Source organism: Microbacterium trichothecenolyticum (genome assembly GCF_030818955.1).
Classification (GTDB): domain Bacteria; phylum Actinomycetota; class Actinomycetes; order Actinomycetales; family Microbacteriaceae; genus Microbacterium; species Microbacterium trichothecenolyticum_B.
The window spans coordinates 500,429-526,151 of record NZ_JAUTBF010000001.1; the positions used below are offsets into that span (position 1 = coordinate 500,429).

At 70.2% G+C, this 25,723-nt stretch carries 23 protein-coding genes, 1 tRNA gene and 2 pseudogenes; 15 read left to right on the forward strand and 11 right to left on the reverse strand.

Features of this window, described 5'->3' with window-relative positions; all coding sequences use genetic code 11:
- Positions 1–10: 10 nt before the first annotated feature.
- Both QE412_RS02340 and QE412_RS02345 read left to right on the forward strand, forming a co-directional pair.
- A complete protein-coding gene (locus QE412_RS02340) occupies positions 11–1,153 on the forward strand; it encodes an alpha/beta hydrolase family esterase (RefSeq protein WP_307479671.1) in 1,143 nt (380 codons plus the stop codon).
- A 98-nt stretch (positions 1,154–1,251) separates the two neighbouring features.
- A complete protein-coding gene (locus tag QE412_RS02345) occupies positions 1,252–1,665 on the forward strand; it encodes a hypothetical protein (protein WP_307479673.1) in 414 nt (137 codons plus the stop codon).
- Between the two features lie 69 nt (positions 1,666–1,734).
- On the opposite strand, the gene QE412_RS02350 is transcribed toward QE412_RS02345, so the two are convergent.
- The 4 genes from QE412_RS02350 to QE412_RS02365 all read right to left on the reverse strand — a co-directional run bounded on the left by QE412_RS02350 (position 1,735) and on the right by QE412_RS02365 (position 5,659).
- Positions 1,735–2,622 (reverse strand): FRG domain-containing protein, encoded by an 888-nt coding sequence (locus QE412_RS02350; protein ID WP_307479676.1) that lies wholly within the window; start codon positions 2,620–2,622, stop codon positions 1,735–1,737.
- 165 nt (positions 2,623–2,787) lie between these two features.
- Positions 2,788–3,561: an ABC transporter ATP-binding protein gene (locus QE412_RS02355; protein ID WP_307479679.1), complete on the reverse strand. Its 774-nt coding sequence runs from the start codon at positions 3,559–3,561 to the stop codon at positions 2,788–2,790.
- On the reverse strand, positions 3,558–4,535 hold the full coding sequence (locus QE412_RS02360; protein ID WP_373426563.1) for a FecCD family ABC transporter permease: 978 nt from the start codon (positions 4,533–4,535) through the stop codon (positions 3,558–3,560). Before QE412_RS02360 ends, QE412_RS02355 begins: the two co-directional genes overlap by 4 nt.
- 77 nt (positions 4,536–4,612) lie before the next feature.
- Positions 4,613–5,659 carry an ABC transporter substrate-binding protein gene (locus QE412_RS02365; RefSeq protein ID WP_307479682.1) on the reverse strand — a complete coding sequence of 349 codons (1,047 nt, stop codon included), beginning with the start codon at positions 5,657–5,659 and terminating at the stop codon, positions 4,613–4,615.
- 221 nt (positions 5,660–5,880) lie between these two features.
- Between QE412_RS02365 and QE412_RS02370 the strand changes: the two genes are divergently transcribed.
- The 4 genes and pseudogenes from QE412_RS02370 to QE412_RS02385 all read left to right on the forward strand — a co-directional run bounded on the left by QE412_RS02370 (position 5,881) and on the right by QE412_RS02385 (position 10,013).
- Positions 5,881–6,663, forward strand: coding sequence for a DeoR/GlpR family DNA-binding transcription regulator (locus tag QE412_RS02370; protein WP_307479684.1), 783 nt, complete (start codon positions 5,881–5,883; stop codon positions 6,661–6,663).
- Positions 6,660–7,625 carry a 1-phosphofructokinase family hexose kinase gene (locus QE412_RS02375; RefSeq protein ID WP_307479687.1) on the forward strand — a complete coding sequence of 322 codons (966 nt, stop codon included), beginning with the start codon at positions 6,660–6,662 and terminating at the stop codon, positions 7,623–7,625. The genes QE412_RS02370 and QE412_RS02375 overlap by 4 nt, the downstream gene beginning before the upstream one ends.
- A 19-nt stretch (positions 7,626–7,644) precedes the next feature.
- Positions 7,645–9,715: pseudogene (locus QE412_RS02380) on the forward strand (PTS fructose transporter subunit IIABC).
- A 28-nt stretch (positions 9,716–9,743) separates the two neighbouring features.
- A complete protein-coding gene (locus QE412_RS02385) occupies positions 9,744–10,013 on the forward strand; it encodes an HPr family phosphocarrier protein (protein ID WP_058595874.1) in 270 nt (89 codons plus the stop codon).
- Positions 10,014–10,291: 278 nt separating this feature from the next.
- Here QE412_RS02385 and QE412_RS02390 read toward each other — a convergent pair whose 3' ends face one another.
- Positions 10,292–10,930, reverse strand: coding sequence for an MBL fold metallo-hydrolase (locus tag QE412_RS02390; protein WP_307479689.1), 639 nt, complete (start codon positions 10,928–10,930; stop codon positions 10,292–10,294).
- 185 nt (positions 10,931–11,115) lie between these two features.
- Between QE412_RS02390 and QE412_RS02395 the strand changes: the two genes are divergently transcribed.
- Positions 11,116–11,191 (forward strand) — tRNA-Glu (locus QE412_RS02395).
- A 171-nt stretch (positions 11,192–11,362) separates the two neighbouring features.
- On the opposite strand, the gene QE412_RS02400 is transcribed toward QE412_RS02395, so the two are convergent.
- Complete coding sequence (locus QE412_RS02400) at positions 11,363–12,406, reverse strand: DUF4349 domain-containing protein (protein WP_307479693.1); 1,044 nt, start codon at positions 12,404–12,406, stop codon at positions 11,363–11,365.
- The gene (locus QE412_RS02405; protein ID WP_307479695.1) at positions 12,403–12,957 is read right to left on the reverse strand and encodes an RNA polymerase sigma factor; all 555 of its coding nucleotides are present in this window, start codon (positions 12,955–12,957) and stop codon (positions 12,403–12,405) included. Before QE412_RS02405 ends, QE412_RS02400 begins: the two co-directional genes overlap by 4 nt.
- Before the next feature lie 156 nt (positions 12,958–13,113).
- On the opposite strand from QE412_RS02405, the gene QE412_RS02410 reads away from it, so the two are divergent.
- Positions 13,114–14,178 (forward strand): TerC family protein, encoded by a 1,065-nt coding sequence (locus QE412_RS02410; RefSeq protein ID WP_307479698.1) that lies wholly within the window; start codon positions 13,114–13,116, stop codon positions 14,176–14,178.
- A gap of 25 nt (positions 14,179–14,203) precedes the next feature.
- Here QE412_RS02410 and QE412_RS02415 read toward each other — a convergent pair whose 3' ends face one another.
- The gene (locus QE412_RS02415; RefSeq protein ID WP_307479700.1) at positions 14,204–15,517 is read right to left on the reverse strand and encodes an LLM class flavin-dependent oxidoreductase; all 1,314 of its coding nucleotides are present in this window, start codon (positions 15,515–15,517) and stop codon (positions 14,204–14,206) included.
- A complete protein-coding gene (locus QE412_RS02420) occupies positions 15,514–16,824 on the reverse strand; it encodes an O-acetylhomoserine aminocarboxypropyltransferase/cysteine synthase family protein (RefSeq protein WP_307479703.1) in 1,311 nt (436 codons plus the stop codon). The genes QE412_RS02415 and QE412_RS02420 overlap by 4 nt, the downstream gene beginning before the upstream one ends.
- Positions 16,825–17,076: 252 nt before the next feature.
- Here QE412_RS02420 and leuC point away from each other — a divergent pair, with 252 nt between their 5' ends.
- From leuC to QE412_RS02450, 6 genes are all read left to right on the forward strand, one after another.
- Positions 17,077–18,576 (forward strand): 3-isopropylmalate dehydratase large subunit, encoded by a 1,500-nt coding sequence (gene leuC / locus QE412_RS02425; RefSeq protein ID WP_307479705.1) that lies wholly within the window; start codon positions 17,077–17,079, stop codon positions 18,574–18,576.
- 1 nt (position 18,577) lies between these two features.
- A complete protein-coding gene (gene leuD, locus QE412_RS02430) occupies positions 18,578–19,174 on the forward strand; it encodes a 3-isopropylmalate dehydratase small subunit (protein ID WP_307479708.1) in 597 nt (198 codons plus the stop codon).
- 63 nt (positions 19,175–19,237) lie between these two features.
- Positions 19,238–20,614: a UDP-N-acetylglucosamine 1-carboxyvinyltransferase gene (gene murA, locus QE412_RS02435; protein ID WP_307479711.1), complete on the forward strand. Its 1,377-nt coding sequence runs from the start codon at positions 19,238–19,240 to the stop codon at positions 20,612–20,614.
- A gap of 4 nt (positions 20,615–20,618) precedes the next feature.
- A complete protein-coding gene (locus QE412_RS02440) occupies positions 20,619–21,356 on the forward strand; it encodes a lysophospholipid acyltransferase family protein (protein ID WP_307479713.1) in 738 nt (245 codons plus the stop codon).
- Positions 21,346–22,488, forward strand: coding sequence for an NAD(P)H-dependent glycerol-3-phosphate dehydrogenase (locus tag QE412_RS02445; protein WP_307479715.1), 1,143 nt, complete (start codon positions 21,346–21,348; stop codon positions 22,486–22,488). The genes QE412_RS02440 and QE412_RS02445 overlap by 11 nt, the downstream gene beginning before the upstream one ends.
- The gene (locus tag QE412_RS02450) at positions 22,388–23,473 is read left to right on the forward strand and encodes a D-alanine--D-alanine ligase family protein (protein ID WP_307479718.1); all 1,086 of its coding nucleotides are present in this window, start codon (positions 22,388–22,390) and stop codon (positions 23,471–23,473) included. Before QE412_RS02445 ends, QE412_RS02450 begins: the two co-directional genes overlap by 101 nt.
- Before the next feature lie 162 nt (positions 23,474–23,635).
- On the opposite strand, the pseudogene QE412_RS02455 reads toward QE412_RS02450, so the two are convergent.
- Positions 23,636–23,923, reverse strand: a pseudogene (locus tag QE412_RS02455) (DUF3515 family protein); the annotation flags it as partial.
- A 109-nt stretch (positions 23,924–24,032) separates the two neighbouring features.
- On the opposite strand from QE412_RS02455, the gene thiL reads away from it, so the two are divergent.
- Positions 24,033–25,037 (forward strand): thiamine-phosphate kinase, encoded by a 1,005-nt coding sequence (gene thiL / locus QE412_RS02460; RefSeq protein WP_307479720.1) that lies wholly within the window; start codon positions 24,033–24,035, stop codon positions 25,035–25,037.
- A gap of 26 nt (positions 25,038–25,063) precedes the next feature.
- Here thiL and rsmD read toward each other — a convergent pair whose 3' ends face one another.
- The gene (gene rsmD / locus QE412_RS02465) at positions 25,064–25,627 is read right to left on the reverse strand and encodes a 16S rRNA (guanine(966)-N(2))-methyltransferase RsmD (RefSeq protein WP_307479725.1); all 564 of its coding nucleotides are present in this window, start codon (positions 25,625–25,627) and stop codon (positions 25,064–25,066) included.
- Between the last annotated feature and the right edge of the window lie 96 nt (positions 25,628–25,723).

Consider the following 25,723-nt stretch of genomic DNA (forward strand, 5'->3'; position numbering starts at 1 on the left):
CGAGATTCCGGTGACCGCTGCCGCCGACGTCGACGCCGCCGAGCGCGACGGAGTGGACTCGATCCCCGCGGCACGTGCGGGTGAGCCCGCAGGTGAGCGGTCAGGCCGGGTCAAAGGGGTGAGCCGTACCATCTCGGCCGTGCCCCATCGCCACCTGCTCCCTGCCCTGCTCGCCGCCTGTCTCGCGCTCGCCGGCTGTGGCGCGGCCGCCGCGGGGGCCGCGGGGTCGTCGCCCTCCGCCGCGGGCACCCTCTCGGTGGCGGGCGCACCCGATTCGGCGTCGCCGGCTGCCTCGGCGCACGTCGACGCGGCAGCGGCGTCGGGCTGCGGCCGCGACACCTCGGCGGCCGGCTCGACCTCCACGCGCACCGTGACCGTCGGCGGCACGGCGCGAAGCGCGCGTCTGCACGTCCCCAGCGGCTACGACGGCACCACGCCGACGCCGGTCATCCTCGCCTTCGTCGGGCACGGCATGTCGATCGACAAGCTCGAACGCTTCAGCGACCTCGACGACAGCGGCGACCTCGTGCTGTATCCGCAGCCGGCCGGAACAGACCCGCAGAACGGATGGCAGAGCGCCCCCTACGCCTCGGGGCAGGACGACGTCGCGTTCGTCAGCGCCCTGATCGACGACATCGAGGCACACGCCTGCGTCGATGTGACGCGCGTGTTCGCCGCCGGTATTTCGAACGGCGGGGGCTTCACGGCGCTGCTGTCGTGCGCCCTGCCCGCGCGTATCGCGGCGTTCGCCGTGGTCTCCGGCGCGATCTACCCCGCGAACGATCCACCGTGCCCCACGACCGCGGCGGTCCCCGTCGTCGAGTTCCACGGGACGAACGACCCGGTCATCGCGTACGACGGCGGCACCAGCCACGGCAGTCAGCTCGAGCCCGTCACGCAGTGGACCACCGAGCAGGCGCAGCGCAGCGGCTGCTCCGCCTCGCCCACGATCACGCAGATCGGGTCCGACGTCGTCGAGCAGCAGTGGTGTGGATGCCAGGGCCGCGGCGCCATGACTCATTACCGCATCGAGGGCGGAGGCCACACCTGGCCCGGGGCGACCGCGACGAGCGGGCCGGGCGCCACGACCCAGACGATCTCGGCGACGCGGATCATCGAGGACTTCTTCACCGCGCACCCGTTGCCGTCGTGACGCCGACCGACCGCGCGGGCTGCGGCGTCTTCCGAGACGCCTTCGCTACGATCCCTCCAGGGCCCGTGTCGACGGGCCGGAGCCGGAAGAAGGTATCCGTGAAGCGCTCGCCGCTCGTCGCCCTGGCCCTCGTCCTGCCGTTGATGATGGCGGGGTGCACGCCGACGGCATCCCCGGATTCGTCCTCGCACGACATGACACCCGAGTCGGCCGCGTCGGCGGGGGCGCAGGCGCTCTCGCCGACCATCGTCTCGCCCGGTGAGCTCGCTACGCGCGAGGCGACCGTCGTCGTCGCCACCGAGCTCGTCATCGCCGCCCCCGACGGCACCGAGGCGGACTGGACGGGGACGACGGCCGACCCCACGATCGCGGAGTTCTCCGCCGGGGGAGCCTCGGAGGGCGCGGTGTTCCGCCCGGGGTTCGAGGCGCGGAAGGTCGGCAAGACCGCGGCGACCCTGACCGGGCCCGACGGTCAGACGATTTCTTTCACCATCTCGGTCGTCGCGCCCTGACCCGGTGCCCCCCCCGGGACGGGGCGCTGCAACGGGTGGTCGTACACCGCGACACGGTGGAGGGAGCAGTCAGGAGTCCCGCCCGAACTGTTCCCCCAGTCCTGCCCAGTCCGGGTATATCGTCTCGCGGGTGTAGCCGAAGTTCCGGCTGAGGAGGTCGCGCAGCATCGGCTTGATCTCGGCGGGGATGCGAATACCGATCAGCGTCGGGAAATGCTTCCGGGGCGCACCGCGGTCTTCGTTCGGTCTGTCCACCCCGAGCAGCTTGCGGAGGTCGGTGACGTTCCACCCGGGCGGGCGGCTGATCGGGAACAGCTCGCACTCAGGCGCGTCGGTCTCGCTCAGGGGAGCACTGTGGAACATGAACTCGCCTCGCTGCGCGGCGATACGCGGATCGATGGGCGGGGTCGTGTAGACGAGCGCGGCCGGTTTCTTCTTCGTCATCGCCGCATAGCCGTCGGGCTCCCACGGCCGGTCGATGATCTTCAGCTCCGAGCGGTTCACCGCCAAGAGCACGCCGTCGCACTCTTCTTGCTCGCTCTGGAGTGTGTCGTCGCACAGCATGAAGAGGGCGACGAAAGGGTCCGTCGTGATGTCGATCAACCGCGTGACGGCGCCGTTGTGCCGCAACCGGGCGAGAATCTCCCAGTCGGACATGTGCTGCGCGTTGTCGATGCCGATCGTGCGGGCCTGGTTGATCATCTTGCGTTCGTGATCTTGTAGGTCAGCTGCGGTGAGACCCTGGCGTGTCGCTCGGGAAGCCACGCGCCACGATGCGTCCGCTTGCCCCCGCCAGCGGACTCCGCTCTCGGGCCCGCCTACGGTGATGCCCCCGATCGCATTGATCACCGTGCTGCACACGACACGCCGAGCTTTCAGGCCTTGAAGCGATATGGGTTCGCCGTTCTCCTTCAGCCGCGGATCGAAGACGAGATCCGTATCCCAGACAACAGCCATGTATGCCCCCCCTTGAGTCGATGGGAGCCCCCGCTCCCATGTCGTGGCCCACCCTACTGAATCACCGTGTCGCTGAAACACCGCGCCGAGACGAGTGCCATCGCGTGGCGAGGAACCCGAGGTCTGTGAGTACCCCGGTGGTCGTGCGTAGCAGTTTGCCTCCGTTCAGGATGCCAGCGGCCCGTCGAACAGGATCGTGGTGCGCCCCGTCTCGGCATCCGGGATCACCCGAGCCCGCACGCCGTAGACATCGGCGATGAGCGAGGGCGTGAGGACGTCGGCGGGGGCTCCCGCCGCCACGACCGCGCCGGAGCGCAGCACGAGCACGCTGTCGCAGTAGGTCGCGGCCAGGTTGAGGTCGTGCAGCGCGACGATGCTCGTGACGGGGAGAGCAGCGACCAGGGCGAGCACGTCGAGCTGATGCCGGATGTCGAGGTGGTTGGTCGGCTCGTCGAGCAGCAGCTCGCGCGGCTCTTGGGCGAGGGCACGGGCGATCTGGGCGCGCTGACGCTCCCCGCCCGAGAGGGTGTGCCACAGCCGGTCCGCTTTGTCGCTGAGCCCCACGCGCTCGAGAGCCGCGTCGATCGCGGCGTCGTCACCGGCGCTCGAGCCGCCCCAGACCGGACGATGGGGCGTCCGACCCAGGCGCACGACATCGCGCACGACGATGTCGGCGTCGGTCTCGGCATGCTGTGTCACGACGGCCACCGTTCGGGCCACCTCGCGTCGGCGCCACGACGACAGGGGGCGCTCGTCGAGCAGCACCTCACCGGTGTCCGCTCGCGCGGCGCCCTGCAGCAGGCGCAGCAGCGAGGACTTGCCCGACCCGTTGGGGCCGAGCAGTCCCACGGTGGTGCCGGGCTCGGGACGCAGCGAGACGCCGTCGACGACGAGCGCACCGCCGCGTGTCCATCGCACTTCTCGGGTTTCCAGCGTCACGCGCGGCCCCTCCGTCGCAGCAGCAGGGCGACGAAGACGGGTACGCCCACGATCGCCGTTCCCACGCCGACCGGCAACGGCGTCGGCGCGAAGAGCGTGCGGGTGGCGGCATCCACCCACACCATGAACACCGCGCCGACGATCGCCGCGAGCGGCACGACGCGGGCGTGCCGCTGACCGACGAGCAGTCGCACCGCGTGCGGCACGACGAGTCCGACGAAGCCCACGGCGCCGACGACGCTGACCAGTGCCGCCGTGATCAAGGCGGTCACCACCAGCAGGCCGACGCGTGTCTGAGCGACCGGAATGCCGAGCGAGGCGGCGACGTCGTCGCCGAACGTGAAGGCGTCGAGCGCGCGAGCGGCGGCGATGCAGATCGCCCCGCCGACCACGACGACGCCCGCGCACAGCACGACGTCGTCCCACCGCATGCCCTCGAGTGAGCCGAGCAGCCAGAACATCACGCCACGGGTCTCATCGCTGTCGGCGACGGCGAACACGACGAGTGAGGTGAGCGCCGAGAAGAACTGCGTGCTGGCGACGCCGGCGAGGATGACCCCCGACGTGCCGCCGGAGGTGAAGCGGGCCAACACGAGCACGAGCCCGAACGCGACGAGGGCTCCGACGAACGCGCCGCCCGAGAGCCCCAGCGCCCCGCCGCCGACACCGAGCACGCCGATGACGACGGCGCCCGTCGACGCCCCCGACGACACACCGAGCACGAACGGCTCGGCCAGCGGGTTGCGCAGCAGCGACTGCATGACGACACCGCACAGCGCGAGACCCGCTCCCGCGCACGCGGCGACGAGGGCGCGGGGGAGGCGCTCTTCCCACACGATGGCGTTCTTCGCTGCCTTGACCGGGATGTCGGCGAGACCCAGATGGTTCAGCAGCACGTCGCGCACGTTGACCAGTGACACGTCGGCCGGGCCGAGGGTGATCGCCACGCCGACCGAGCCGATCAGTGCGGCCATCCCGACCAGGGCCAGCACGATGCCGAGACCGGTCGATCCGCGGCCGAGGCGGGCACGCGAGGCGACCGAGGGGGAGTTCAGAGCGCGCTCCCGTTCTCGTCCCACCACGCGCGGATCTTGTCGAGAGCGTCGACGAAGCGGATCGAGGGGTTGAGCTCGGCCCCGTGCAGGGCGATGTAACGCTTGTTCTTCACCGCGGTCATGGTGCTCGTCAGCGGATCGCTTTCGAGGAAGGCGATCTTGTCGTCGAGGCGGTCGCCGGGGAACCGGTCGCGCTGCAGGTCGCCGAGCACGAGCACGTCGGGATCGGCGGCGACCATGCTCTCCCACCCCACGGCGGGCCAGTCGTCTCTCTGACCGGCGAACACGTTCGTCATCTTCGTGATGGATGCCAGCAGTGCGGCGTTGGAGAACCCGCCGGCGACGTAGGGGGTCTTGGTGTCGGCGAACCAGAAGGCGACGCTGTGGCCGTCGAAGTCGACGGCGTCGGTGGCGGCGGCAGCGCGCTGCTGGAGCGACGACACGAGCGCGTCGCCACGGTCGGCGACGTCGAAGATGCGCGCGAGGTCGCGGATCTCGCCGTAGAGCACGTCGATGGTGAGGGGGTTGGTGCGGGTGCCACCGGCGTTGAAGCTCACGTCGCCGTCGCAGTCGGTGGGCGACAGGTACGATGCGATGCCCGTCTCCGCGAAGCGGTCGCGCGTGGCGACGCCGCCCTGGGCGAAGTGGCGTCCGAACGACGCGGTCACGAAGTCTGGGTCGGTGTCGAGCACGACCTCGTACGAGGGAGCGTTGTCGGAGAGGCGGGGGACCGCTGCGTTCGCGTCGGCGAGAGAGTCGAGCACGGGGTCGGTCCAGGATGCCGTGCCCACCATGCGGTCCTGCAGCCCCAGTGACAGCAGGATCTCGGTGGAGTCCTGATCGAGCGACACCACGCGGCTGGGCGGGGCGTCGACGGTGATCTCGCGGCCGCAGTTCTCCAGCGTCAGCGGGTAGGTCGTGGCCCCCTGTCCGGTCGGGGCGGCGGTGGTCTCGGGGACCTCTTCGGATGCGCCGCACCCGGCGAGGAGGGCGGCGGTCGTCAGGAGGACGAGGGGCAGGACGAGGGCGCGGGCGCGTGGCATCCGGGAACTCCGTAGGGATCGTGTGGCGTGGGCCCGACGGCGGACCGTGGGTAAGGATAGCCTCACTTGTTCGCTTTTCCTCTATCTGCCCGTCCCGTTCCAGGGAGCGTGTGCCGGAGGTGGGCACGCGTGCACGGAATGCGCGGACGGGGCGGTGCGTCGCACCTGTTGCTCTGTGTGGTTCTGTGTTGTACTGTGTGGGAATCTTCGAAGGGGATCCCGTGTACGCAATGGAGCGCCAGCAGCTCATCGAGCGCGAACTGCGCGAGGTCGGTCGCGTCAGCGTCATCGACTTGGCCCGTCGCTTCGAGGTCACCACGGAGACCGTCCGCCGCGATCTCGACCGCCTCGAAGGAAACGGTTCGCTTCGTCGTGTCCACGGCGGCGCCGTCGGCATCGACCGCGCCAGCACCGCGGAGACCACTCTCACCGAACGGCGGGAACGCCACGGCGACGCCAAGCGCGCGATCGGCGCGGAAGCCGTCGCGGTACTGGGGTCGGACTTCCGGGGATCGATCTTCCTCGACGGCGGTACCACGTCCGCCGCCGTGGCCGCGATGCTGCCCACCGTCCTCGGCGCGACCAGCGAGGTCGAGATCGTCACCCATTCCCTCGAGGCGGCACACCTCCTCGCTGGCGAGGAGCGGCTTTCGCTCACCACCATCGGCGGCCGCGTCCGCGGGGTCACGGCGGCGGCGGTCGGTGCGCACACGGTGCGCACAATCGGACAACTGCGCCCCGACATCGCCTTCGTGGGGACGAACGGGCTGAGCGCCGGTTTCGGTCTCAGCACCCCCGACCCAGACGAGGCCGCCGTCAAGACCGCCATCATCCAGTCGGCCCGTCGCGTCGTGCTCGTCGCCGACGCCGCCAAATTCGGAGAGGAACTGCTCGTGCGCTTCGCCCGACTCGACGAGATCGACGTGCTCGTCACCGATGCCGCCCCGCCCGCCCCGCTCGCGGAAGCTCTCGCCGACGCCGACGTCGAGGTGCGCGTCGCATGATCGTCACCCTGACCGCCAATCCCTCCGCCGACCGCGCCGTCGTGCTGTCGAGCGCCCTCGCGCCCGGAGAAGTCCAGCGCGCGCTCTCGTCGCGAGAAGACGCCGGCGGCAAGGGCGTCAACGTCGCCCGCGTCGTCACCGCCGCGGGAGTCCCCGCGCGGGCCGTCGTGCCGGTGAACGCCCACGACCCCTACCGCATGTTGCTCGAGGACACCGGTATCGCGCTCGACCTCGTCGATGTCGAGGGCCGCGCCCGGGCGAACCTCACGATCACCGACCCCGAGGGCGAGACCACGAAGCTCAACCTGCCGGGTGCGCATCTCTCCGCCGAGGAGGCGACCGCGCTCACGGAGGGTGTCGTCGCCGCCGCCGAGGGGGCCACGTGGCTCGTGCTCGCGGGTTCGCTGCCTCCGGGCGTGCCCGAGACGTTCTATGCCGATCTCATTCACGCCGTGCGGGCTCGCTGGGGCGCGGCAGCTCCCCTCGTGGCGGTCGATGCCTCCGGCCCGGCCCTCGACGCCGTCGTGGCATCCGCCCACCCCGACCTCATCAAGCCCAACCACGAGGAACTCGCCGAGCTGGTGGGTGAAGATGCCTCCGACGACACCGACGTGCTCGCCGAGGCGGCGCGACGCGCACAGGCTCTCGTGCCCGCGAGTGTGGCATCCGCCCTCGTCACCCTCGGTGCCGACGGTGCGCTGCTGTTCACCGCCGACGGTGCGTGGCGCGGGCGCGCCCCGAAGATCCAGGTCGCCAGCACGGTCGGCGCGGGCGACAGCTCGTTGGCCGGCTACCTGCTCGCCGACCTCGAGGGGGCCGCAGCCCCTGACCGACTCGCGCGGAGCATCTCCTACGGTGCCGCCGCCGCGACCCTGCCGGGGACGCAGGCCCCGACACCGACCGACCTTCCCCCCGGTCCCATCGTCGTCTCCGACTTCGCTACCCCCTTCGCAACATCCTGACCATGGAGGTCACCTGACAATGTCCGACATCATCACTCCGGAGCTCGTCACCCTCGACGCGCCCCTGGGCACCGACAAGCAGTCGGTGATCCGAGCACTCGCCGAGCGCGTCGTCGCGCAGGGCCGCGCCACGAGCGCGCAGGAACTCTTCGACGACGCCTGGGCCCGCGAGCAGAAGGACGAGACCGGCCTGCCCGGCGGTATCGGCATCCCGCACGCCCGCAGCGCCTCGGTCACCGAGCCGACCCTCGCCTTCGCGCGCCTGACGCCGGGCGTCGACTTCGGCGCCCCCGACGGCCCCGCCGACATCGTGTTCCTCATCGCCGCTCCCGCCGGTGCCGACGAGGCACACCTGTCGGTGCTGTCGCAGCTGGCCCGTAGCCTCATGCGTGACGACTTCATGTCGGGCCTGCGCGCCGCGACCACCCCCGCCGAGGCCGTGCGCATCATCACGGAAGCCGTGACCCCCGCTGAGGCCGCCGCGCCGGCCGCTGCCGCGCCGGTCGCTGCCGCTCCGGCCGCCACCCGCGCCGAGGCCCGCACGGCCGCCAAGACGAAGAAGATCGTCGCCGTCACCGCCTGCGCCACCGGCATCGCCCACACCTTCATGGCCGCCGACGCCCTCACCGCGGCGGGCGCGGAGACCGAGGGCGTCGAGCTCATCGTCGAGCCGCAGGGCTCGAGCGGCTACAAGGCCCTCCCCCAGAGCGTCATCGACGACGCCGACGCCGTGATCTTCGCGGTCGACGTCGACGTCCGAAACCCCCAGCGTTTCGCCGGCAAGCCCGTCGTGCGCGCCGGAGTCAAGCGCGGCATCGAGCAGCCGAAGCAGCTCATCGCCGAGGCCGTCGCCGCGAGCGAGAACCCCAACGCAGCGCGCGTGCAGGGTGGTGCCGCCGCGGCATCCGCCTCCGACGCGCCCGTCGCGCAGCAGTCGGTCGGCCGCCGCATCCAGCGGTGGTTGCTGACCGGTGTCAGCTACATGATCCCGTTCGTCGCCGGTGGCGGTCTGCTCATCGCGCTCGGCTTCCTGCTCGGTGGCTACGAGGTCACCAAGAACGCCGCGAACGTCATCATCCAGAACTCTCTCTGGGACCTCCCCACCGAGGGCATCACGTCGTCGTTCGGCCCGCTGGGTCAGTACCTCGGCTCGGTCGCCTTCATGATCGGTGCGACCTCGATGGGCTTCATCGTGGCCGTTCTCGCGGGTTTCATCGCCTACGCGATCGCCGACCGCCCGGGCATCGCCCCCGGTTTCGTCGCCGGTGCGGTGGCCGTGCTCATGAACGCCGGTTTCATCGGCGGCATCATCGGCGGTCTGCTCGCCGGTTTCATCGCCTGGTGGCTGGGCCGTTTCGATGCGCCGCGCTGGCTCCGCGGCCTCATGCCGGTCGTGATCGTTCCGTTCCTCGGCTCGATCTTCGCGTCGGGTCCTGATGATCCTCTTCCTCGGTCGCCCGATCGCCTCGCTGATGGCCGCGTTGACCGATGGCCTGAACTCGCTCGCCGCCAGCAGCGCCGGCGCGATCGTGCTCGGTGTGATCCTCGGCCTCATGATGTGCTTCGACCTCGGCGGCCCGGTCAACAAGGTCGCCTACGTCTTCGCGACGACCGGTCTTGCCGCGGCCTCTCAGACCAACACCGCGCCGTACATGATCATGGCGACCGTCATGGCCGCTGGCATGGTGCCCCCGCTCGCGATGGCTCTGGCCTCGACCCTCCTCGCCCGTCAGAAGTTCACCCCGGTCGAGCGTGAGAACGGCGCGGCCGCGTGGCTGCTCGGTGCCTCGTTCATCTCGGAGGGCGCGATCCCGTTCGCCGCGGCGGACCCGCTGCGTGTCATCCCCGCGTCGATGGTGGGCGGTGCGATCACCGGTGGTCTCAGCATGCTCCTGAGCGTGCAGTCCTTCGCCCCGCACGGCGGCATCTTCGTGTTCTTCGCGATCAACCCCTTCTGGGGTTTTGCCCTCGCGATCGTGGCGGGTACCGTCGTGACGGCGCTGATCGTCGTGGCCCTGAAGGGCATCGGCCGCAGCACCAAGGACGCCGCCGTCGCCGAGGATGCGCCCGCGGCGACCGTCGCGGCATAAGACCCACGTCGAATCGGAAGGATTCACCATGGCAGAACGTCAGGCCACCATCGCCAGCGCCTCCGGCCTCCACGCCCGTCCCGCGAAGCTCTTCGTGCAGGCCGTGCAGGAGAAGAAGATCCCCGTCACCATCGCCGCCAACGGCGGTGCCGACCTGAACGCCGGCAGCATCCTGTCGCTCATGGGCCTCGGCGCCGGTCACGGCACGGTCGTGACCCTCAAGGCCGAGGGTGAGGGTGCCGAACAGGCGCTCGACGAGCTCGTCGCTCTGCTCGAGACCGACCTCGACGCGCAGTAAGCGCTTCGCGCAATAGAAACACCGGATGCCACGAGCCCCACGGCTCGTGGCATCCGGTATTTCTGCGCGTGACGGCGTGGGTTGCCGCACGACTCCTGCATATCCGGCGCAGAGCGGGTCAGCGCGTGCACGTCGCCCCGCATCGCCGGAGCTGTGCGTGCCGGCGCGCGCGGCGAGCGGTCGCCCGTCGTAGGCATGTGGCGGCACAACTCCTGCGGGTGACGCCGGGGGAGGCCCGCGAAAGGCTGTTCGACGGCGATTCGCCGGCGTCGTGCGCCTCAGACCTCGACGGTGTCGCCGGGTTGCAGGTCGACGAACGATCCGCCGTTCTGCTCCACCGCCCAGGTCAAGCGCGCGTACCCCATCTGCTTTCCCGCGGTCGAGAGAGTCATGTCGTGCGTGGCGAACACGCGGTCGGGCTTGACGTCGACGACGAAGTCCATCGTGTCGCCGATCTTCAACCAGGGCGCACCGACGGGGGCCGCCAGGAGCGACACCTTCTTGTGCTTCGGGATGGCGTACGAGTCGCCGGGGTAGTAGAGCGCTTCGTTCACGAGCACGCCGACGTTGTCGACGACGGGGATGGACTCATGGATGACGGCGTGCCGACCGCCGAAGAACTCCAGGTGGAAGGGACCGAGGTCGAGCGTGTCACCCGGGTGGACGACGGTCACCTCGAACCCGGCGGCGGCGTGTGCGACCCCCTCCGGTCCGTAGATCGGCGCCCCGGGATGGGCGCTCAACAGACGCGTGAGATGTTCGGGCGTCCAGTGGTCGGGGTGCTCGTGCGTGATGACCACGCCGACGAGACCGACGAGGTCTTCCAGTGGCGAGGTGAAGCTACCCGGATCGATGACCAGGGTGTGTCCCGACTCGACGAGGACCAGGGCCGCGTGTTCGTGCTTCGTAAGGCGCATGCGTCTAGTTCACTCCGGCTCGGGGCGGGCGGCAACCGCTGGCGTGGCGGGCGATCTCGGGCTAGCCGCTCTTCCGTCGGGCCCGTCTTCGCGGTACCGTGTCCGGACACGCCCGAGAATTCGGCGGCTCGGCCTCGATTTTGCGTGCGCGTCAATCGTGGTGCATACTTGAACGGTTGCGACGCGGCCCCATCGTATAGCGGCCTAGTACGCCGCCCTCTCACGGCGGTAACGCGGGTTCGAATCCCGCTGGGGTCACCAACAGCGAAAGGCTCCGACCGAATGGTCGGGGCCTTTTTGCTGTTCTGGTGCGGTGGCGGAACGAGGAGCCGTATGCGCGGGTTGGGCCCCGCCCGGAGGCTCCGCGCGCCGCGCCGGATCCGGGACGATCCCAGCGCCCGATGTGGATCCGGCGACACCTTCCGGATCCACTCAGGTGTCGGCGCCCCGAGCGCGCCGGCGGCGGGCACGGCGCACGACCCACACCACGGCGGCGACGAGTCCGGCCGCGGCGAGCCATGGCAGCAGGAACCCGAGTCCGATCACAACACCGTTCAGCGTGGTGACGAGGCCGTTCCACCCCGCCACCAGACCGTCGCCGAAACCCGCCGGGTCGGCGGCCACCGTCGCTGCGGCGGGCATGACCTGGACGGTCAGCGACGACATCGCCACCTGCGACTCCAACAGCGCGAGCTGTTGACGATCGGCGTCGAGCTGCGCCTGTCGGTCGGCGAGCGCGGACTCGGCGGCGATGAGGTCGGCGACCGAGCCGGCCTGCGACATCAGCTCGGTGAGTCGGGCGACGGATGCCTCGGCGGCGGTGATCCGAGCCCGGAGGTCGACCGTCTGGTCGGTGACGTCACTGCGGGTGACCTTCGACGCTGTCACCGTTCCGAGCGTGGACAGGCCGTCCATCACGCTCGTGAGCGCATCGACGGGAACGCGGACGCGGATCCAGGCCGTCGAGGCGTCGGCGGGAAAGCTCTGCGCGCTCGCGTCGCCCGCGATCGGGATCGCACCCGATGTCGCACCGACCTGCGACGACTCGACGTAGCCGCCAGCCGAGGTCGCGGCATCCGAGACGGCTCTGACAGTCGTGGGCACATCGCTCACCTCGAGCGTGACCGACCCGTCCGCGATGACCTCGCGCACGGCAGTGCCGGGCGCCGCCTCGACCACTGTGCCGTCGAGCAACCTCAGTTCGGGGGAGGTGGGGGCGCTGAACGGCTCCGTCAGCGCGCTGCCGCTCGTTCCCGCCGCGGACTGATCGGCGAGCGAGATGCTCCCGCCGTGCACCACGGCGGGGCCGACCATCGCCGCGACCAGCACGACTGCCGCCGCGGCAACGGACCAGCCGCCGATCCGCGCACGGCGTCGCCGGCGCTCGGCTCGCTCGGTGCCGATGCGGGCGAAGATCGTCGTCTCCAGGGCGTCCACTCGGTCGTCGGAGAGCGTGGGCAAGGTGGGCGTGGTCATGGGGTCTCCGTTTCCATCGCGGTGGCGCGCACCCGGGTGCGGATGCGGGAGAGACGATTGCGCACCGTGCCGTGCGACACCCCGAGCGCGTCGGCCGCCGCCTGATAGCCGTATCCCTCGGCCGCGCACAGGCGGAAGATCTCGCGATCGAGGTCGCCCAATCCCTCCACCGCGGCGAGGATCGCGCGGACCGTCTCCGCGTCCACGACGTCGCGTTCGACGTCGATCCGGGCGGGCAGGTCTTCGTCGAGCGCCGCGTGCGCGCCGTGCCGTGACCGCGCGCGGAGGCGATTGGCGGCCTGGAGCCGGCAGACCGTCGCCAGCCAGGGCAACAGTGACGTTCCCTCCAGCGTGAGCTGGGGCAGTTTCCGCCACGCGACGACGAAGGTCTCCTGCACCACGTCGTCGGCGTCGGCGGCGTTGCCGACCAGTCCCATCGCCGTCCAGTACACGGGGCGTACGTACGCGCGATAGAGCGATCGGAAGGCCGTCTCCGACCCGGCGGCGGCGCGCGCCACGAGCGCCCTGTCGTCGATCACGTCGTCAGCCATGGCATCCATTTCTTCGACCGGCTTTCGCCGGTGCGAGCACTCTCTCATTGAGAGGTGTCAGCGCGCGCGAGATCGTCTCAGCGGGTTTCCGAAGTCCCGTTCGCGCGCCGTCCCCATGGATAAACTGGAGCGTTTCCCCGACGAAAGGCCCCGTGCATGGAGCTGCAGATCGATCCGCTTTTCCAGACGATCACGCTGATCGCGCTCGTGGTCATCCTGATCGCCGATCTGCTGATCATCCTCAAGCGTCCGCACATCCCGGCCGCGAAGGAGTCGACCCTCTGGGTGGTGTTCTACGTCACCCTGGCGCTGATCTTCGCCGGCATCCTGTGGGCCGTCGCCGGGGGAGAGGTGGCCGGGCAATTCGTGGCCGGGTGGCTGACGGAGTACAGCCTCTCGATCGACAACCTCTTCGTGTTCGTGCTGATCATGGGGCAGTTCGCCGTGCCGCGCCGGTATCAGCAGGAGGTGCTGATGGTGGGCATCATCATCGCGCTCGTCCTGCGCGGGGCGTTCATCCTCGTCGGCGCGACGATCATCGAGAACTTCAGCCCGATCTTCTACCTGTTCGGTGCGTTCCTCGTCTACACGGCGATCCGTCAGGCCTTCCCGGGTGGCGACCATGACGACGACACGCAGAAAGAGAACCTCATCGTGCGGACGCTACGCCGCGTGCTGCCGATGAGCGACTCCTACGACGGCAAGAAGGTCATCACGCGCGTGAACGGCAAGAAGCTGTTCACGCCGATGATCATCGTGTTCGTCGCGATCGGCGTGACCGACCTGCTCTTCGCGATCGACTCGATCCCCGCGATCTTCGGCATCACCCAGAGCCCGTTCATCGTCTTCACCGCGAACCTCTTCGCCCTGATGGGCCTGCGTCAGTTGTACTTCCTGCTCGGCGATCTGCTCGACCGCCTGAAGTACCTGCACTACGGCATCGCGTTCATCCTCGCGTTCATCGGCGTGAAGCTCATCCTGCACGCGATGCACGTCAACGAGCTGTCGTTCATCAACGGCGGCGAGCACATCGAGTGGGCGCCCGAGATCTCGACCTGGGTGTCGCTCGCGGTCATCGTGCTGTCGATGGCGGTGGCCACGATCGCGAGCATGGTCGCCGCGCGCCGCGAGCCGGCCGCGGCGGGGCCGCGGGAGGCCGCCGCCGAGGTCGCCGACGAGAAGGGCACCCCCGCGACGGTGGAGCACCCCGAGCGCGACTGACGCGGCTCGCATCGGCGTCCGCAGACTAGAACGCGCGCAGGTTCGCCGCCAGACCGCCCTCGACGTACTCCTCGCGGAGGATGCCGCGGCGGCGGAGGATCGGCACGAGCTCGTCGAGCGCGCGGTGCACGGTGACCGGGTGCAGGTCGCCCCACAGCAGGACGCCGTCGTTGCCCCAGTCGCCGAGTTCCTCGATGCGGTCGGCGAACTCATCCGCCGTGCCCACGAAACCGGTGCCGTCGTTCAGGCGGCCCAGGCGCGCGTGAGCGGCCAGAAGGGTCCGCAGCGGCGCGTCGGCGTCGTGCTTCCCGATCAGCCGCTTGATGCTGCCCTCCGACACGTGCTCCCCGAAGATCGAGCGGTCGAGCGGCCGGTCGAGGTCGAGGCCGGTCAAGTCGGTCTCGAGGTCGCTCGACTGCTTGCGGGCGATCTCGATCAGCTTCTCCTCGGAGGGGTGAGCGGATGCCGCGACCAGGCGGTCGGCCTCCTCCGGCGACGACACGAGCACCGGCTGAATGGCGAAGAGGATCTTGATGTCGTCGGCCGAGCGCCCGGCCGCCTCGGCCGCGGCGTGGATCCTGCCCCGGTACGCGCGGATGCTCTGCTCGTCGAGGGGAGCCAGCGCGAGCTGCACGTCGGAGTTGTGCCCGGCGAAGGTGAGCCCCCGCCCCGACCCGCCGGGGGAGACGATCGCCGGCTCGCCGTCGGTGAAGGGGACGGCGTTCAGCGGCCCGTCGAACCCGAAGTATTCGCCGCGGTGGGGCGTGGCATCCAGTTTCGAGCCGTCGGCGTACACACCGGACTCCTCGTCGACGACGAGCGCGCCCTCGCCCCAGCTCCGCCACAGCTGACGGATGCCGTCGAGCCACTCCTCGGCCCGGTCGTAGGCCGCGTCGTGCCCGAGCTGCGGAGCGGGGGAGAAGTGACGCGCGCTGCCGGTGTCGGTGACGACGTTGAGTCCCAGACGGTGCCCGCTCAGGTGCTGCAGCGTCGCGAACTGCCGGGCGGCGGTGTACGGCAGGTACGCGGCCGGATTCACCGTCGGCACGACGCCGAGATGACGGGTGGCGGCGAAGAGGTACGGGGCGAGCAGCAGCGGGTCGTGCTTCGGTCCGCCGAACGCGTGGCGCACGCGCAGGTCGATCGTCTCGGCGCTGCCGAGCGAGGGCGCGTCCTCGATGATGAGCAGGTCGAAGCCGGCCTGTTCGAGCGTGCGGGCCGAGTCCTGGTACAGGCCGGGCTCGGTCCAGCGGTGGTTCCACCGCAGGTACGGGTGGCCCCAGCCGTGCGGCCCGAAGCCGCGCGCGAGGAACCAGCCGAAGTGTTGCAACCGGCTCACAGCACGACCGTCTCGCGTTCGGCGACGGGGATGCCGACGAGCGCCTGCTCGAGGTCGGCGAGGAGGTCGTCGATGTCCTCGATGCCGATGGAGAATCGGACGGTCCCCGGGAAGACCCCCGCCCGCTCGCGCTCCTCGACGGTGCGCGCGGTGTGCGAGGTGCTTTGCGGGTGCAGGACGAGGGAGCGCACGTCGCCCAGGTGCGTCATGTGCGTGATGACCCGCACCGACTGCACGAGGTGGCGAGCGGCCTCGAGGCCGCCCCGGAGCGTCACGGTGAAGACCGAGCCCGTACCGCGTGTGAGGTACCGCGCGCCGAGGGCGTGGTGGCGGTGCGAGGCGAGGCCGACGTGATCGACGCGCTCGACCTCGGGACGCTGCTCGAGCCAGCGCGCCACGGCGAGGGCGTTGGCGGACTGCCGCTCGACGCGAAGACTCAGCGTCTCGATGCCCTGACCGATGAGGAAGGCGTTGAGCGGAGAGGGCGCGGGACCGAAACGCGGTGCGACGCTCTCACGGATGTAGGCGCCGCGCGCCCGCGGCCCGTGCTTCTCGGCGTAGCTGGTTCCACCGAGACGATCGGTCTGCACGAGGTGCGGGAAGAGGTGCCCGGATGCCGCGGCGTCGAAGCGTCCGTCGTCGACGATCACGCCGCCGAGCACCGCCCCCTGTCCGGCGAGGAACTTGCTCGCGGAATGCACCACGATCGCGGCCCCGTGCTCGATCGGACGCAGCAGGTACGGCGTGGTGAAGGTGCTGTCGACGACGAGCGGGATGCCGCGCTCCCGGCCGATCGCGGAGACGGCGGCGATGTCGAGCACGTCGTTGCGGGCATTGGAGAGCGTCTCGGCGAAGAGGGCCTTGGTGCGCGGGGTGATGGCATCCCGCCAGGCGGAGAGGTCGGACGTGTCGACGAAGGTCGTCTCGACACCGAGGCGCGCGAGGTTGTCGAGGAGGAGGCCTCGGGTGCCCTCGTAGATGTGCTCGGAGACCACGACGTGATCGCCCGCGCCCGCCAGGGCGAGCAGGGCGACGGTGACGGCCGCCTGACCGCTGGAGACGAGCACCGCCTGGTCGCCGCCCTCGAGCGAGGCGAGGCGCTCCTCGACGGCCTGCACGGTGGGATTGCCGGTGCGCGTGTAGCCGAAGCCGGTCCCGGTGCCGAAATGCTCGGCAGAGTGCTCGAGGTCGTCGAAGGTGAAACCGGCCGTCAGATAGATCGGCAGCGCGCGCGGTGACGCCGGCACCGTGGACGAGCCGACGTGCACCTGACGTGTCGAGAAACCGGTGTGGGTGCCTGTGGCCATGAGGCACGCTCCTTCGTTCGGGATCGGGCCAGATTCGCACGCACGTCGGCGTAGCACCGAAATGTGCGGCGCCGTGTTACGCGCCGCTCCGTACGCCCGGGGTCGGCGGGGGTGCAGCATGCCGGTGGTATCGTGGCGAGGTGCGGATCGTCGGCCTCCTCCTTAGCGGCCGCGACGAGACCTTGTTCTAGGCCTTTCTCGTCGCGGAGTTCGTCGCGGGCCTCACACCCCTCCCGAGGAGAAACCCCAGCCATGAGCAGCACATCGATCGACGGCATCCACGTTCCGGATCGCCCCCGTACCCTGGCCGAGAAGGTCTGGGACGACCACCTCGTCGTCAAGGGTGAGGACGGCCAGCCCGACCTCATCTACATCGACCTGCACCTCGTGCACGAGGTCACCAGCCCCCAGGCCTTCGACGGCCTGCGTGCCGAGGGGCGCCCCGTGCGCCGGCTCGACCTCACGATCGCGACGGAAGACCACAACACCCCGACGCTCGACATCGACAAGCCGATCGCCGATCTCACGAGCCGCACGCAGATCGACACCCTCCGCCGCAACGCCGAGGAGTTCGGCGTGCGCATCCACTCGCTGGGCGACAAGGAGCAGGGCATCGTCCACGTCGTCGGCCCGCAGCTCGGGCTGACCATGCCGGGCATCACGGTCGTCTGCGGCGACTCGCACACCTCGACCCACGGCGCCTTCGGGGCGATGGCGTTCGGCATCGGCACCAGCGAGGTCGAGCACGTGCTCGCCACGCAGACCCTGCCGCTCAAGCCCTTCAAGACGATGGCCATCACCGTCGAGGGCGAGCTGAAGCCCGGCGTCACCGCGAAGGACATCATCCTCGCGATCATCGCCAAGATCGGCGCGAACGGCGGCCAGGGCTACGTGCTCGAGTTCCGCGGCAGTGCGATCCGCTCCCTCTCGATGGAGGGGCGCATGACGATGTGCAACATGTCGATCGAGGCGGGCGCCCGCGCGGGCATGATCGCCCCCGACGAGACCACCTTCGCCTACGTCAAGGACAAGCCGCACGCTCCGCAAGGCCAGGACTGGGACGACGCGGTCGCGTACTGGCGCACCCTCCCCAGCGACGAGGGCGCCGTCTACGACGCCGAGGTGTTCCTGGATGCCGACGAGCTGGAGCCCTTCGTCACGTGGGGCACGAACCCGGGCCAGGGCGTCTCGCTCTCGGACGTCGTGCCCACCCCGTCCGACATCGCCGACCCCAACGAGCGCGCGGCGGCCGAGCGGGCGCTGGAGTACATGGACCTCGCAGCCGGTACGCCCATGAAGGACATCCCCGTGGATGCCGTGTTCATGGGCTCGTGCACGAACAGCCGCATCGAAGACCTGCGGGCCTTCGCCTCCGTCATCCAGGGCCGCACGAAGGCCGAGAACGTCCGCGTCATGGTCGTCCCGGGATCGGCACGCGTGCGCCTGGAGGCCGAGGCCGAGGGGCTCGACAAGGTCTTCCAGGAGTTCGGCGCCGAATGGCGCTTCGCCGGCTGCTCGATGTGCCTGGGCATGAACCCCGACCAGCTGGCACCGGGCGAGCGGTGCGCGTCCACCTCGAACCGCAACTTCGAAGGACGCCAGGGCAAGGGCGGGCGCACGCACCTCGTCTCGCCACTGGTCGCGGCAGCCACCGCCGTGCGCGGCACCCTGTCCAGCCCCGCCGATCTGGAGCCGCTAAAGGACACCTTGATCAGCACCGACGCGATCGTTTCGACCGGGGCGGAGGCCTGACATGGAGAAGTTCACCACGCACACCGGAATCGCTGCTCCCCTGAAGCGTTCGGCGGTCGACACCGACCAGATCATCCCGGCCGTCTACCTCAAGCGCGTCACCAAGACCGGCTTCGACGACGCGCTGTTCGCGAATTGGCGCCAGGATGCCGAATTCGTCTTGAACCAGGACGCCTACCGGTCGGCATCCGTCCTCGTCGTCGGACCCGACTTCGGCACCGGCTCCAGCCGCGAACACGCCGTGTGGGCGCTGCGCGACTACGGGTTCAAGGTGGTGCTGAGCCCGAAGTTCGCGGACATTTTCCGCGGCAACTCGGGCAAGCAGGGCCTGGTGACGGGTGTGATCTCGGAAGCCGACCTGGAGCGCCTCTGGGCGGCGATCGAGGCGCAGCCGGGCATCGAGATGACCGTCGACCTGACCGCGAAGACGGCCACGGTGGGTGACCTCCGGGTCTCGTTCGAGATCGACGATTACACTAGGTGGCGGCTTCTCGAAGGGCTCGACGACATCGGGCTCACGCTGCGCGACGAAGACAAGATCACGCAGTTCGAGGCGCGCCGCGAGGCATGGCGGCCGCGGACCCTTCCGGTCCGCTGAGCCCGATCGCCCCGATCGGGTCGATTCTCCGCCCCTCGTCCACGAAGTGAGGTCCACCCCCCTATGAGCACACTCGTTTCCGACACCGGAGAACACCACATCGGGCAGCAGCCGGACTGGGAGGCGGCAGAGACGCTCACCATCCGCGGCGGTCGCCCCTTGCGCGGCACCGTGGAGGTCAAGGGGGCGAAGAACCTCGTCACCAAGGCGATGGTGGCGGCGCTTCTCGGTGACACCACCAGCACCCTGCGCGACGTGCCGATGATCAGCGACGTGAAGGTCGTCCGTTCCCTCCTCGAGGTGCACGGCGTGACGGTCACCGAGGGTGCCGAAGAGGGCACCCTGCACCTCGACCCCTCGGGCGCCGTTGCCGCGCACTTCGAGGAGATCGACGCGCACGCGGGCGCCTCGCGCATCCCGATCCTGTTCTGCGGTCCGTTGCTGCACCTGCTCGGTGAGGCGCTCATCCCCGACCTCGGTGGATGCCGTATCGGCGACCGGCCGATCAATTTCCACATGGACGCGCTGCGCGCGTTCGGCGCCGTCGTCGACAAGAGCTACGAGGGCATCCGCATCACCGCCCCGAACGGCCTGCACGGTGCGAACATCACCCTGCCCTACCCGAGCGTGGGCGCCACCGAGCAGGTGCTGCTCACGGCGGTGCGCGCGAAGGGCGTGACGGAGTTGCGCAACGCGGCGATCGAGCCCGAGATCATGGATCTCATCGCGGTGCTGCAGAAGATGGGCGCGATCATCTCGTACGAGCCCAACCGCGTCATCTTCATCGAGGGCGTCGACAAGCTCGACGGCTACGACCACCGGGCGATCTTCGACCGCAACGAGGCGGCATCGTGGGCCTGCGCGGCGCTGGCGACCGACGGCGAGATCTTCGCCAAGGGTGCGCGTCAGCAGGACATGCTGACATTCCTCAACGTGTTCCGCAAAGCCGGTGGGTGGTTCGATGTCCGCGAGGACGGCATCCTGTTCCGCCGGGGCGAGGCGCTCAAGCCCGTCATGGTCGAGACCGACGTGCACCCGGGCTTCATGACGGACTGGCAGCAGCCGCTCATCGTCGCGCTCACGCAGGCTCCCGGCACCTCTACGGTGCACGAGACCGTCTACGAGAACCGCCTGGGCTTCACCGAGGCGCTGAACAAGATGGGTGCCGACATCGTCGTGCACCCGAAGGGGCTCGCCAGCGCCGACCGCCGTGTTCCGCGCCGCGACCTCGAGCAGGCGGCCGTCATCAATGGTCCGACGCCGCTGCACGGGGCCGACGTCGAGGTGCCCGACCTGCGCGGCGGCTACAGCTACGTGATCGCCGCACTGGCGGCCGAGGGCGAGTCCACGGTGCGCAACATCGGCATCATCCGCCGCGGCTACGAGAAGTTCCTCGAGAAGCTCACCGCTCTCGACGCCGACTTCTCCGTCGTGGGCTGAGGCCGTGAGCGCCACCCCCGAGAAGAGCAGGCCGAGCGCCTTCTGGCCGCTCGCGGCGATCGTGATTCCCGCGGTGGGCCTGTTCGCCCGCATCGAGATCCGCGGTGCGGAGAACCTCCCGCGGGAGGGCGCATACGTGCTCGCTGCGAACCACAACTCGGAGTTCGATCCGCTCATCGTCGCCGTTGCGGTCTGGCGGCTCGGGCGCGCGCCACGCTTCATGGCGAAAGAGAGCCTGTTCACGGTCCCCGTGCTCGGTGCCGCCCTGAAGGCGACCGGAATGGTGCCCGTGCCGCGCAGCTCGTCGAGTGCGAACCAGTCGATGAAGGCCGCGCAGCAGATCGCCGAGGACGGGCGCGGTGTCATCGTGTACGCCGAGGGCACTCTGACGCGCGACCCCGAGCTGTGGCCGATGCGCGGCAAGACCGGGGCGGTCCGCCTGGCCCTCGCCGGTGATCTGCCTCTCATCCCGCTCGCGCAGTGGGGGGTGCAGGAGATCATGCCGCGGTACGGCAAGCTGAAGTTCCCTCGGCGCTCGCACGTCGTCGTGCAGTTCGGTCCGGCCATGGACGTGTCCGAGTATGCCGGGGCGACGACCCCGGCCGTGCTCACGCGCGCCACCGACGAGCTCATGGGACGCGTCTCGTCGATGCTGTCGGACATCCGCGGCATCCCGGCCCCGGCCGAGCGGTGGAACCCGTCGCAGCACGGGCAGAGCGAGACGGGCCGCCTTGAGTCGTAAGAGCCCGGCGCCCGCCGTCGGCCCGAGGGTCGCGGTCATCGGTGCGGGGAGCTGGGGAACGACGTTCGGCAAGATCCTCGCCGATGGCGGGGCGTCGGTGGTCATGTGGGCTCGCCGGGCCGAGCTGGCGGCCGAGATCACCGAGTCCAAGCGCAACAGCCGGTATCTCGCGGGCATCAACCTGCCGCGCACCATGACGGCGACGACCGATCTCGCCGAGGCGATCAACGGCGCCGAGCAGATCTACCTGTCGGTTCCGAGCCAGTCGCTGCGGGAGAACCTCGCGGCGATCAAGCCGTTCGTCGAGCGAACCGACGTGCCGATCGTGTCGCTCATGAAGGGCGTCGAGAAGTCGACGGGGCTGCGCATGAGCCAGGTCATCGAGCAGGTGCTGGAGTGCGATCCGGCGCGGATCGCCGTCGCCTCCGGACCCAACCTCGCCCTCGAGATCGCGCGCGAGCAGCCCACGGCCGCGGTCATCAGCTCGCTCAGCGCCGAAACCGCCGAGGCCGTGGCCCGACGCGCACGCAACCGCTACTTCCGCTCGTTCGTCAACACCGACGTCATCGGTACGGAGTTCGGCGGTGTGCTGAAGAACCTCATCGCCGTGGCCATCGGCATCGTCGACGGCGTGGGGTACGGCGAGAACACCAAGGCATCGATCATCACCCGGGGCCTGGTCGAGATGACCGACTTCGCCGTCGCGCAGGGCGCCCAGCCCGAGACGCTGCAGGGCCTCGCGGGACTCGGCGACCTGATCGCCACCTGCCAGTCGCCGCTCAGCCGTAACAACACGGCGGGGCGCCTGCTCGGCCAGGGATACGGCTACAAAGACGTGGTCGCACAGATGCAGCAGACCGCCGAGGGCCTGGCATCCGTCGCCCCGGTGCTCCAGCTCGCGAAGCAGGTCGGTGTCGACATGCCCATCGTGCGACAGGTGAAGATGGTGCTCGACGGCACGATGGATCCGCGCGACATCGCACCCCACCTGACGACCGACGACGACCAGCCGCAGGGCGAGAGGACGCACAATGACCAGAACAGCGGTGGTGGTGCTCTTCGGCGGGCGCTCCAGCGAGCATTCGATCAGTTCCGCCACGGCGGGCGGAGTGCTGCGGGCGATCGATCGTGACCGCTTTCGGGTGATTCCGGTCGGTATCACCCGCGACGGCGCCTTCGTGCTCGAAGACGACGATCCCGACAAGTTCGCGCTGCGCCCCGAGGCCCTGCCCGAGGTTGTCGACAACGGCACCCGCGTGCGTCTGCCCGATTCGACGCTCTCGCGCGAGTGGACGGTGACGGATGCCGAGGGTACCCGCTCCCTCGGAGACGTCGACGTGGTGCTGCCGATCCTGCACGGCCGCTTCGGCGAGGACGGCACCGTGCAGGGCCTGCTCGAGCTTCTCGACATCCCGTACGCCGGCGGCGGGGTGCTCATGTCGGCGATCGGCATGAACAAGAACGTCACCAAGCGCGTGCTGCGCTCGGCGAACGTGCCGGTGGTCCCGTGGGTGGCCGTGACACGAGCGGATCTCGCGCGCGACCGCGAGCTGTGGGAGCGCCGCATGCGGGGGCTGGGCCTTCCCGTCTTCGTGAAGCCGAACGAGGCCGGATCGAGCGTCGGTGTGTCGAAGGTCTCGCGCTGGGAAGACCTGGATGCCGCTCTCGACACCGCCTTCGCCGAAGACGGCCTGGTGCTCGTGGAACAGGCGATCGTCGGTCGCGAGGTCGAGTGCGGCGTGCTGCCCGGCCGCGACGGCGGACCGATCCGTGTGAGCGTCGCGGGCGAGATCGTCGTGACGGGCCGGGAGTTCTACGACTTCGAGGCGAAGTACCTCGACGCGCCGGGCGTCGACCTGGTCTGCCCCGCGGATCTGAGCGACGGCGAGCTGGCCGAGATGCAGCGCATCGCCGCGCAGGCGTTCGAGGCGATCGGCGGTCAGGGCCTCGCGCGCGTGGACTTCTTCTATACGGGCACCGAGTTCTACGTGAACGAGGTCAACACCATGCCCGGGTTCACGCCGATCTCGATGTTCCCCACGTGCTGGATCGCCTCGGGGCTGAGTTACCCCGAGCTCATCAGCGACCTGCTCGACGCGGCTCTCACGAAGCGCTGACTCGTCGGCGCACTTCCCGACGATTACGGGGTGGGCGACGGTGACGGCGAGGCCGTGGCATCCGTCGCCGACGTGCACACGGCGCCCCGTGGCGGTGAGGTAGTCGCGGATGAGCGGACCGAGGGCCTGGGCGACGTCGGCGCTGCTGGCGGCCTGGTAGTCGAGGAACACCTGCACCGCGGGCTGACGGCCGAACGTGGTGAGGGTGTACCGGTTGTCGGCCGCCTGCGACTCGTCGACGAGCCAGTCCACGCCGTCGAACGACCGGCAGGGCAGCGTCGAGGGGGCCGGGGCCTCGAGTCCGCAGGTCATGAGAAAGGATGCCGGATTGCCCCACGCTCCGGTCGCCTGCGCGTCGGTCCAGCGGCGCTCCTGCCCCGAGATCGTCTTCGGCAGGCGGGCGACGATCTCGGCACAGGCCGGGTCGTTCGCGAGCTTCGCGGGCTGCATCGCGACCGTCGTGCTGCAGGCCGCGAGTCCCGGGAGGAGGGCGACGGTGGCGATCAACGCGAGGATCCGGGAAGAGCGGGGCACCCGTCCAGGCTAATAGCGTGGGAGCGTGACCGACGCCGAGACCACCCGTGAGACCACCGTGGGAGAACTGTCCGAGGGACAGATCCTCCGCGGCATCCTGGACCGCCTTCCGCCGTCGACGGCGCTCGTGGGCCCCGGCGACGACGCGGCGGTGCTCGCCGTGCCCGACGGTCGCGTGGTCGCGACGACCGACACGCTCGTGCACGGCCCGGACTTTCGGCTGGCGTGGTCGTCGGCGCACGACCTGGGCTTCAAGGCGGCTGCGGTCAACCTTTCCGATGTCGCGGCGATGGGCGCCCGGCCGGTCGCGCTGCTCGTCGCCCTCGCGATGCCCGACGCCACCCCCGTCTCGTTCGTACGGGGTTTCGCCGACGGCCTGGCCGCGGCGTGCGCCGAGCTCGCGCCCGGCTGCGCCGTCGAGGGCGGCGACCTCACCGTCTCGGACACCCTGACCATCGCCGTGACGGCACTCGGCTCGCTCGACGGTCGTGAGCCGGTGCGGCGCTCGGGGGCGCGGGTGGGCGACGGCGTCTACGTCATCGGTGAGCTGGGGCAGGCGGCGCGCGGACTCGACGTGCTGTTCCGGCGGTTCACGGATGCCGAGGGTGCCCCCGTCGCGCTCACGGCCGAGGCTCGCGCCGACCTGTCGCCCGCCGACGCGCACGCCTTGTCGCGTCAACTCACCCCGCACCCGCCGATCGCCGATGCCCTGCGGGCAGCCGCTGCGGGGGCGACGGCCATGATGGACATCTCGGACGGTCTGGCCCTCGACGCCACCCGGCTCGCGGATGCGTCCGAGGTGACGATCGCGTTCGCTTCGGCGGCCCTCGGAGACGACGCGGCGCTGGCCCTCGGCGGGGGAGAGGACCACGGTTTCCTCGTGACCTTCCCCGCGGATGCCGTCCCCCTCGGCCGCCGAGTGGGCACGGTTGAGGCGCGCGGAGCCGACGCGATCACGGTCGACGGGCGCGCGTGGACCGGGCGCGCCGGATGGGACCCGTACCGCGACTGGGACGCGGGGCGCGGCTGAGTCGGGGTGGGGACGTCGGGGCCGGGTCAGTCCCGGGGACGGCCCCACCACATCGTCGTGTCGCCGTACGCCCGGTCGCGCTCCGCCACGAGACCGGCGGTGGCCCACGCCGGTGCCGCGGAGCGCGTGGCCCGTTCCACGATCACCGTGGCGTCGGGGCTCAGACGCGGCGCGAGCGCGACCAGGGCCCGCGTGAGCTCGTCGTCGCCGATGTCGTACGGGGGGTCGAGGAAGACGAGGTCCCACTCAGCGCCGGATGCCGCGAGGTACGTCGACACGTTCGCCCGGTGCACCCGCGCGGGCGCGGCCACACCCGCGGTTCGCACGCGCTCGGCGTTGTTGCGGATGAGGGCTGCAGCGGGGGCGGAGAGCTCGACGAGGTCGGCCGACGCCGCGCCGCGGCTGAGGCTCTCGAGGCCCAGAGCGCCGGAGCCGGCGTACAGATCGGCGACGCGCGCGTCGTCGAGCAGTCCGGCCGCCTCCAGCGCGCCGAACAGTGACTCGCGCACACGGTCGCTCGTGGGGCGCGTGCCTTTCGGGGGGACATCGAGCACGGTGCCGCCGGCGCGGCCGGAGATGATGCGCGTCACCGTCTCAGCCTAGGGTCCCAGATGCCGGGGAGCAGCGCGAGCGAGGGGTGGGGGCGCCGCGGCTCGCGGACCGAGGCACCCGGTGATCGGGCCATG

What these genes read in the sequence shown, in the direction of transcription:
- QE412_RS02375 (WP_307479687.1), top strand. Translation starts at nt 6,660, where the DNA reads ATGATCGTCACCCTGACCGCCAATCCCTCCGCCGACCGCGCCGTCGTG.
- QE412_RS02410 (WP_307479698.1), top strand. Translation starts at nt 13,114, where the DNA reads ATGGAGCTGCAGATCGATCCGCTTTTCCAGACGATCACGCTGATCGCG.
- leuC (WP_307479705.1), top strand. Translation starts at nt 17,077, where the DNA reads ATGAGCAGCACATCGATCGACGGCATCCACGTTCCGGATCGCCCCCGT.
- QE412_RS02350 (WP_307479676.1), bottom strand. Translation starts at nt 2,622, where the DNA reads ATGGCTGTTGTCTGGGATACGGATCTCGTCTTCGATCCGCGGCTGAAG.
- QE412_RS02405 (WP_307479695.1), bottom strand. Translation starts at nt 12,957, where the DNA reads ATGGCTGACGACGTGATCGACGACAGGGCGCTCGTGGCGCGCGCCGCC.
- QE412_RS02420 (WP_307479703.1), bottom strand. Translation starts at nt 16,824, where the DNA reads ATGGCCACAGGCACCCACACCGGTTTCTCGACACGTCAGGTGCACGTC.
- murA (WP_307479711.1), top strand. Translation starts at nt 19,238, where the DNA reads ATGAGCACACTCGTTTCCGACACCGGAGAACACCACATCGGGCAGCAG.
- QE412_RS02390 (WP_307479689.1), bottom strand. Translation starts at nt 10,930, where the DNA reads ATGCGCCTTACGAAGCACGAACACGCGGCCCTGGTCCTCGTCGAGTCG.
- QE412_RS02450 (WP_307479718.1), top strand. Translation starts at nt 22,388, where the DNA reads ATGACCAGAACAGCGGTGGTGGTGCTCTTCGGCGGGCGCTCCAGCGAG.
- QE412_RS02400 (WP_307479693.1), bottom strand. Translation starts at nt 12,406, where the DNA reads ATGACCACGCCCACCTTGCCCACGCTCTCCGACGACCGAGTGGACGCC.
- QE412_RS02385 (WP_058595874.1), top strand. Translation starts at nt 9,744, where the DNA reads ATGGCAGAACGTCAGGCCACCATCGCCAGCGCCTCCGGCCTCCACGCC.
- QE412_RS02365 (WP_307479682.1), bottom strand. Translation starts at nt 5,659, where the DNA reads ATGCCACGCGCCCGCGCCCTCGTCCTGCCCCTCGTCCTCCTGACGACC.
- QE412_RS02360 (WP_373426563.1), bottom strand. Translation starts at nt 4,535, where the DNA reads ATGGCCGCACTGATCGGCTCGGTCGGCGTGGCGATCACCCTCGGCCCG.
- leuD (WP_307479708.1), top strand. Translation starts at nt 18,578, where the DNA reads ATGGAGAAGTTCACCACGCACACCGGAATCGCTGCTCCCCTGAAGCGT.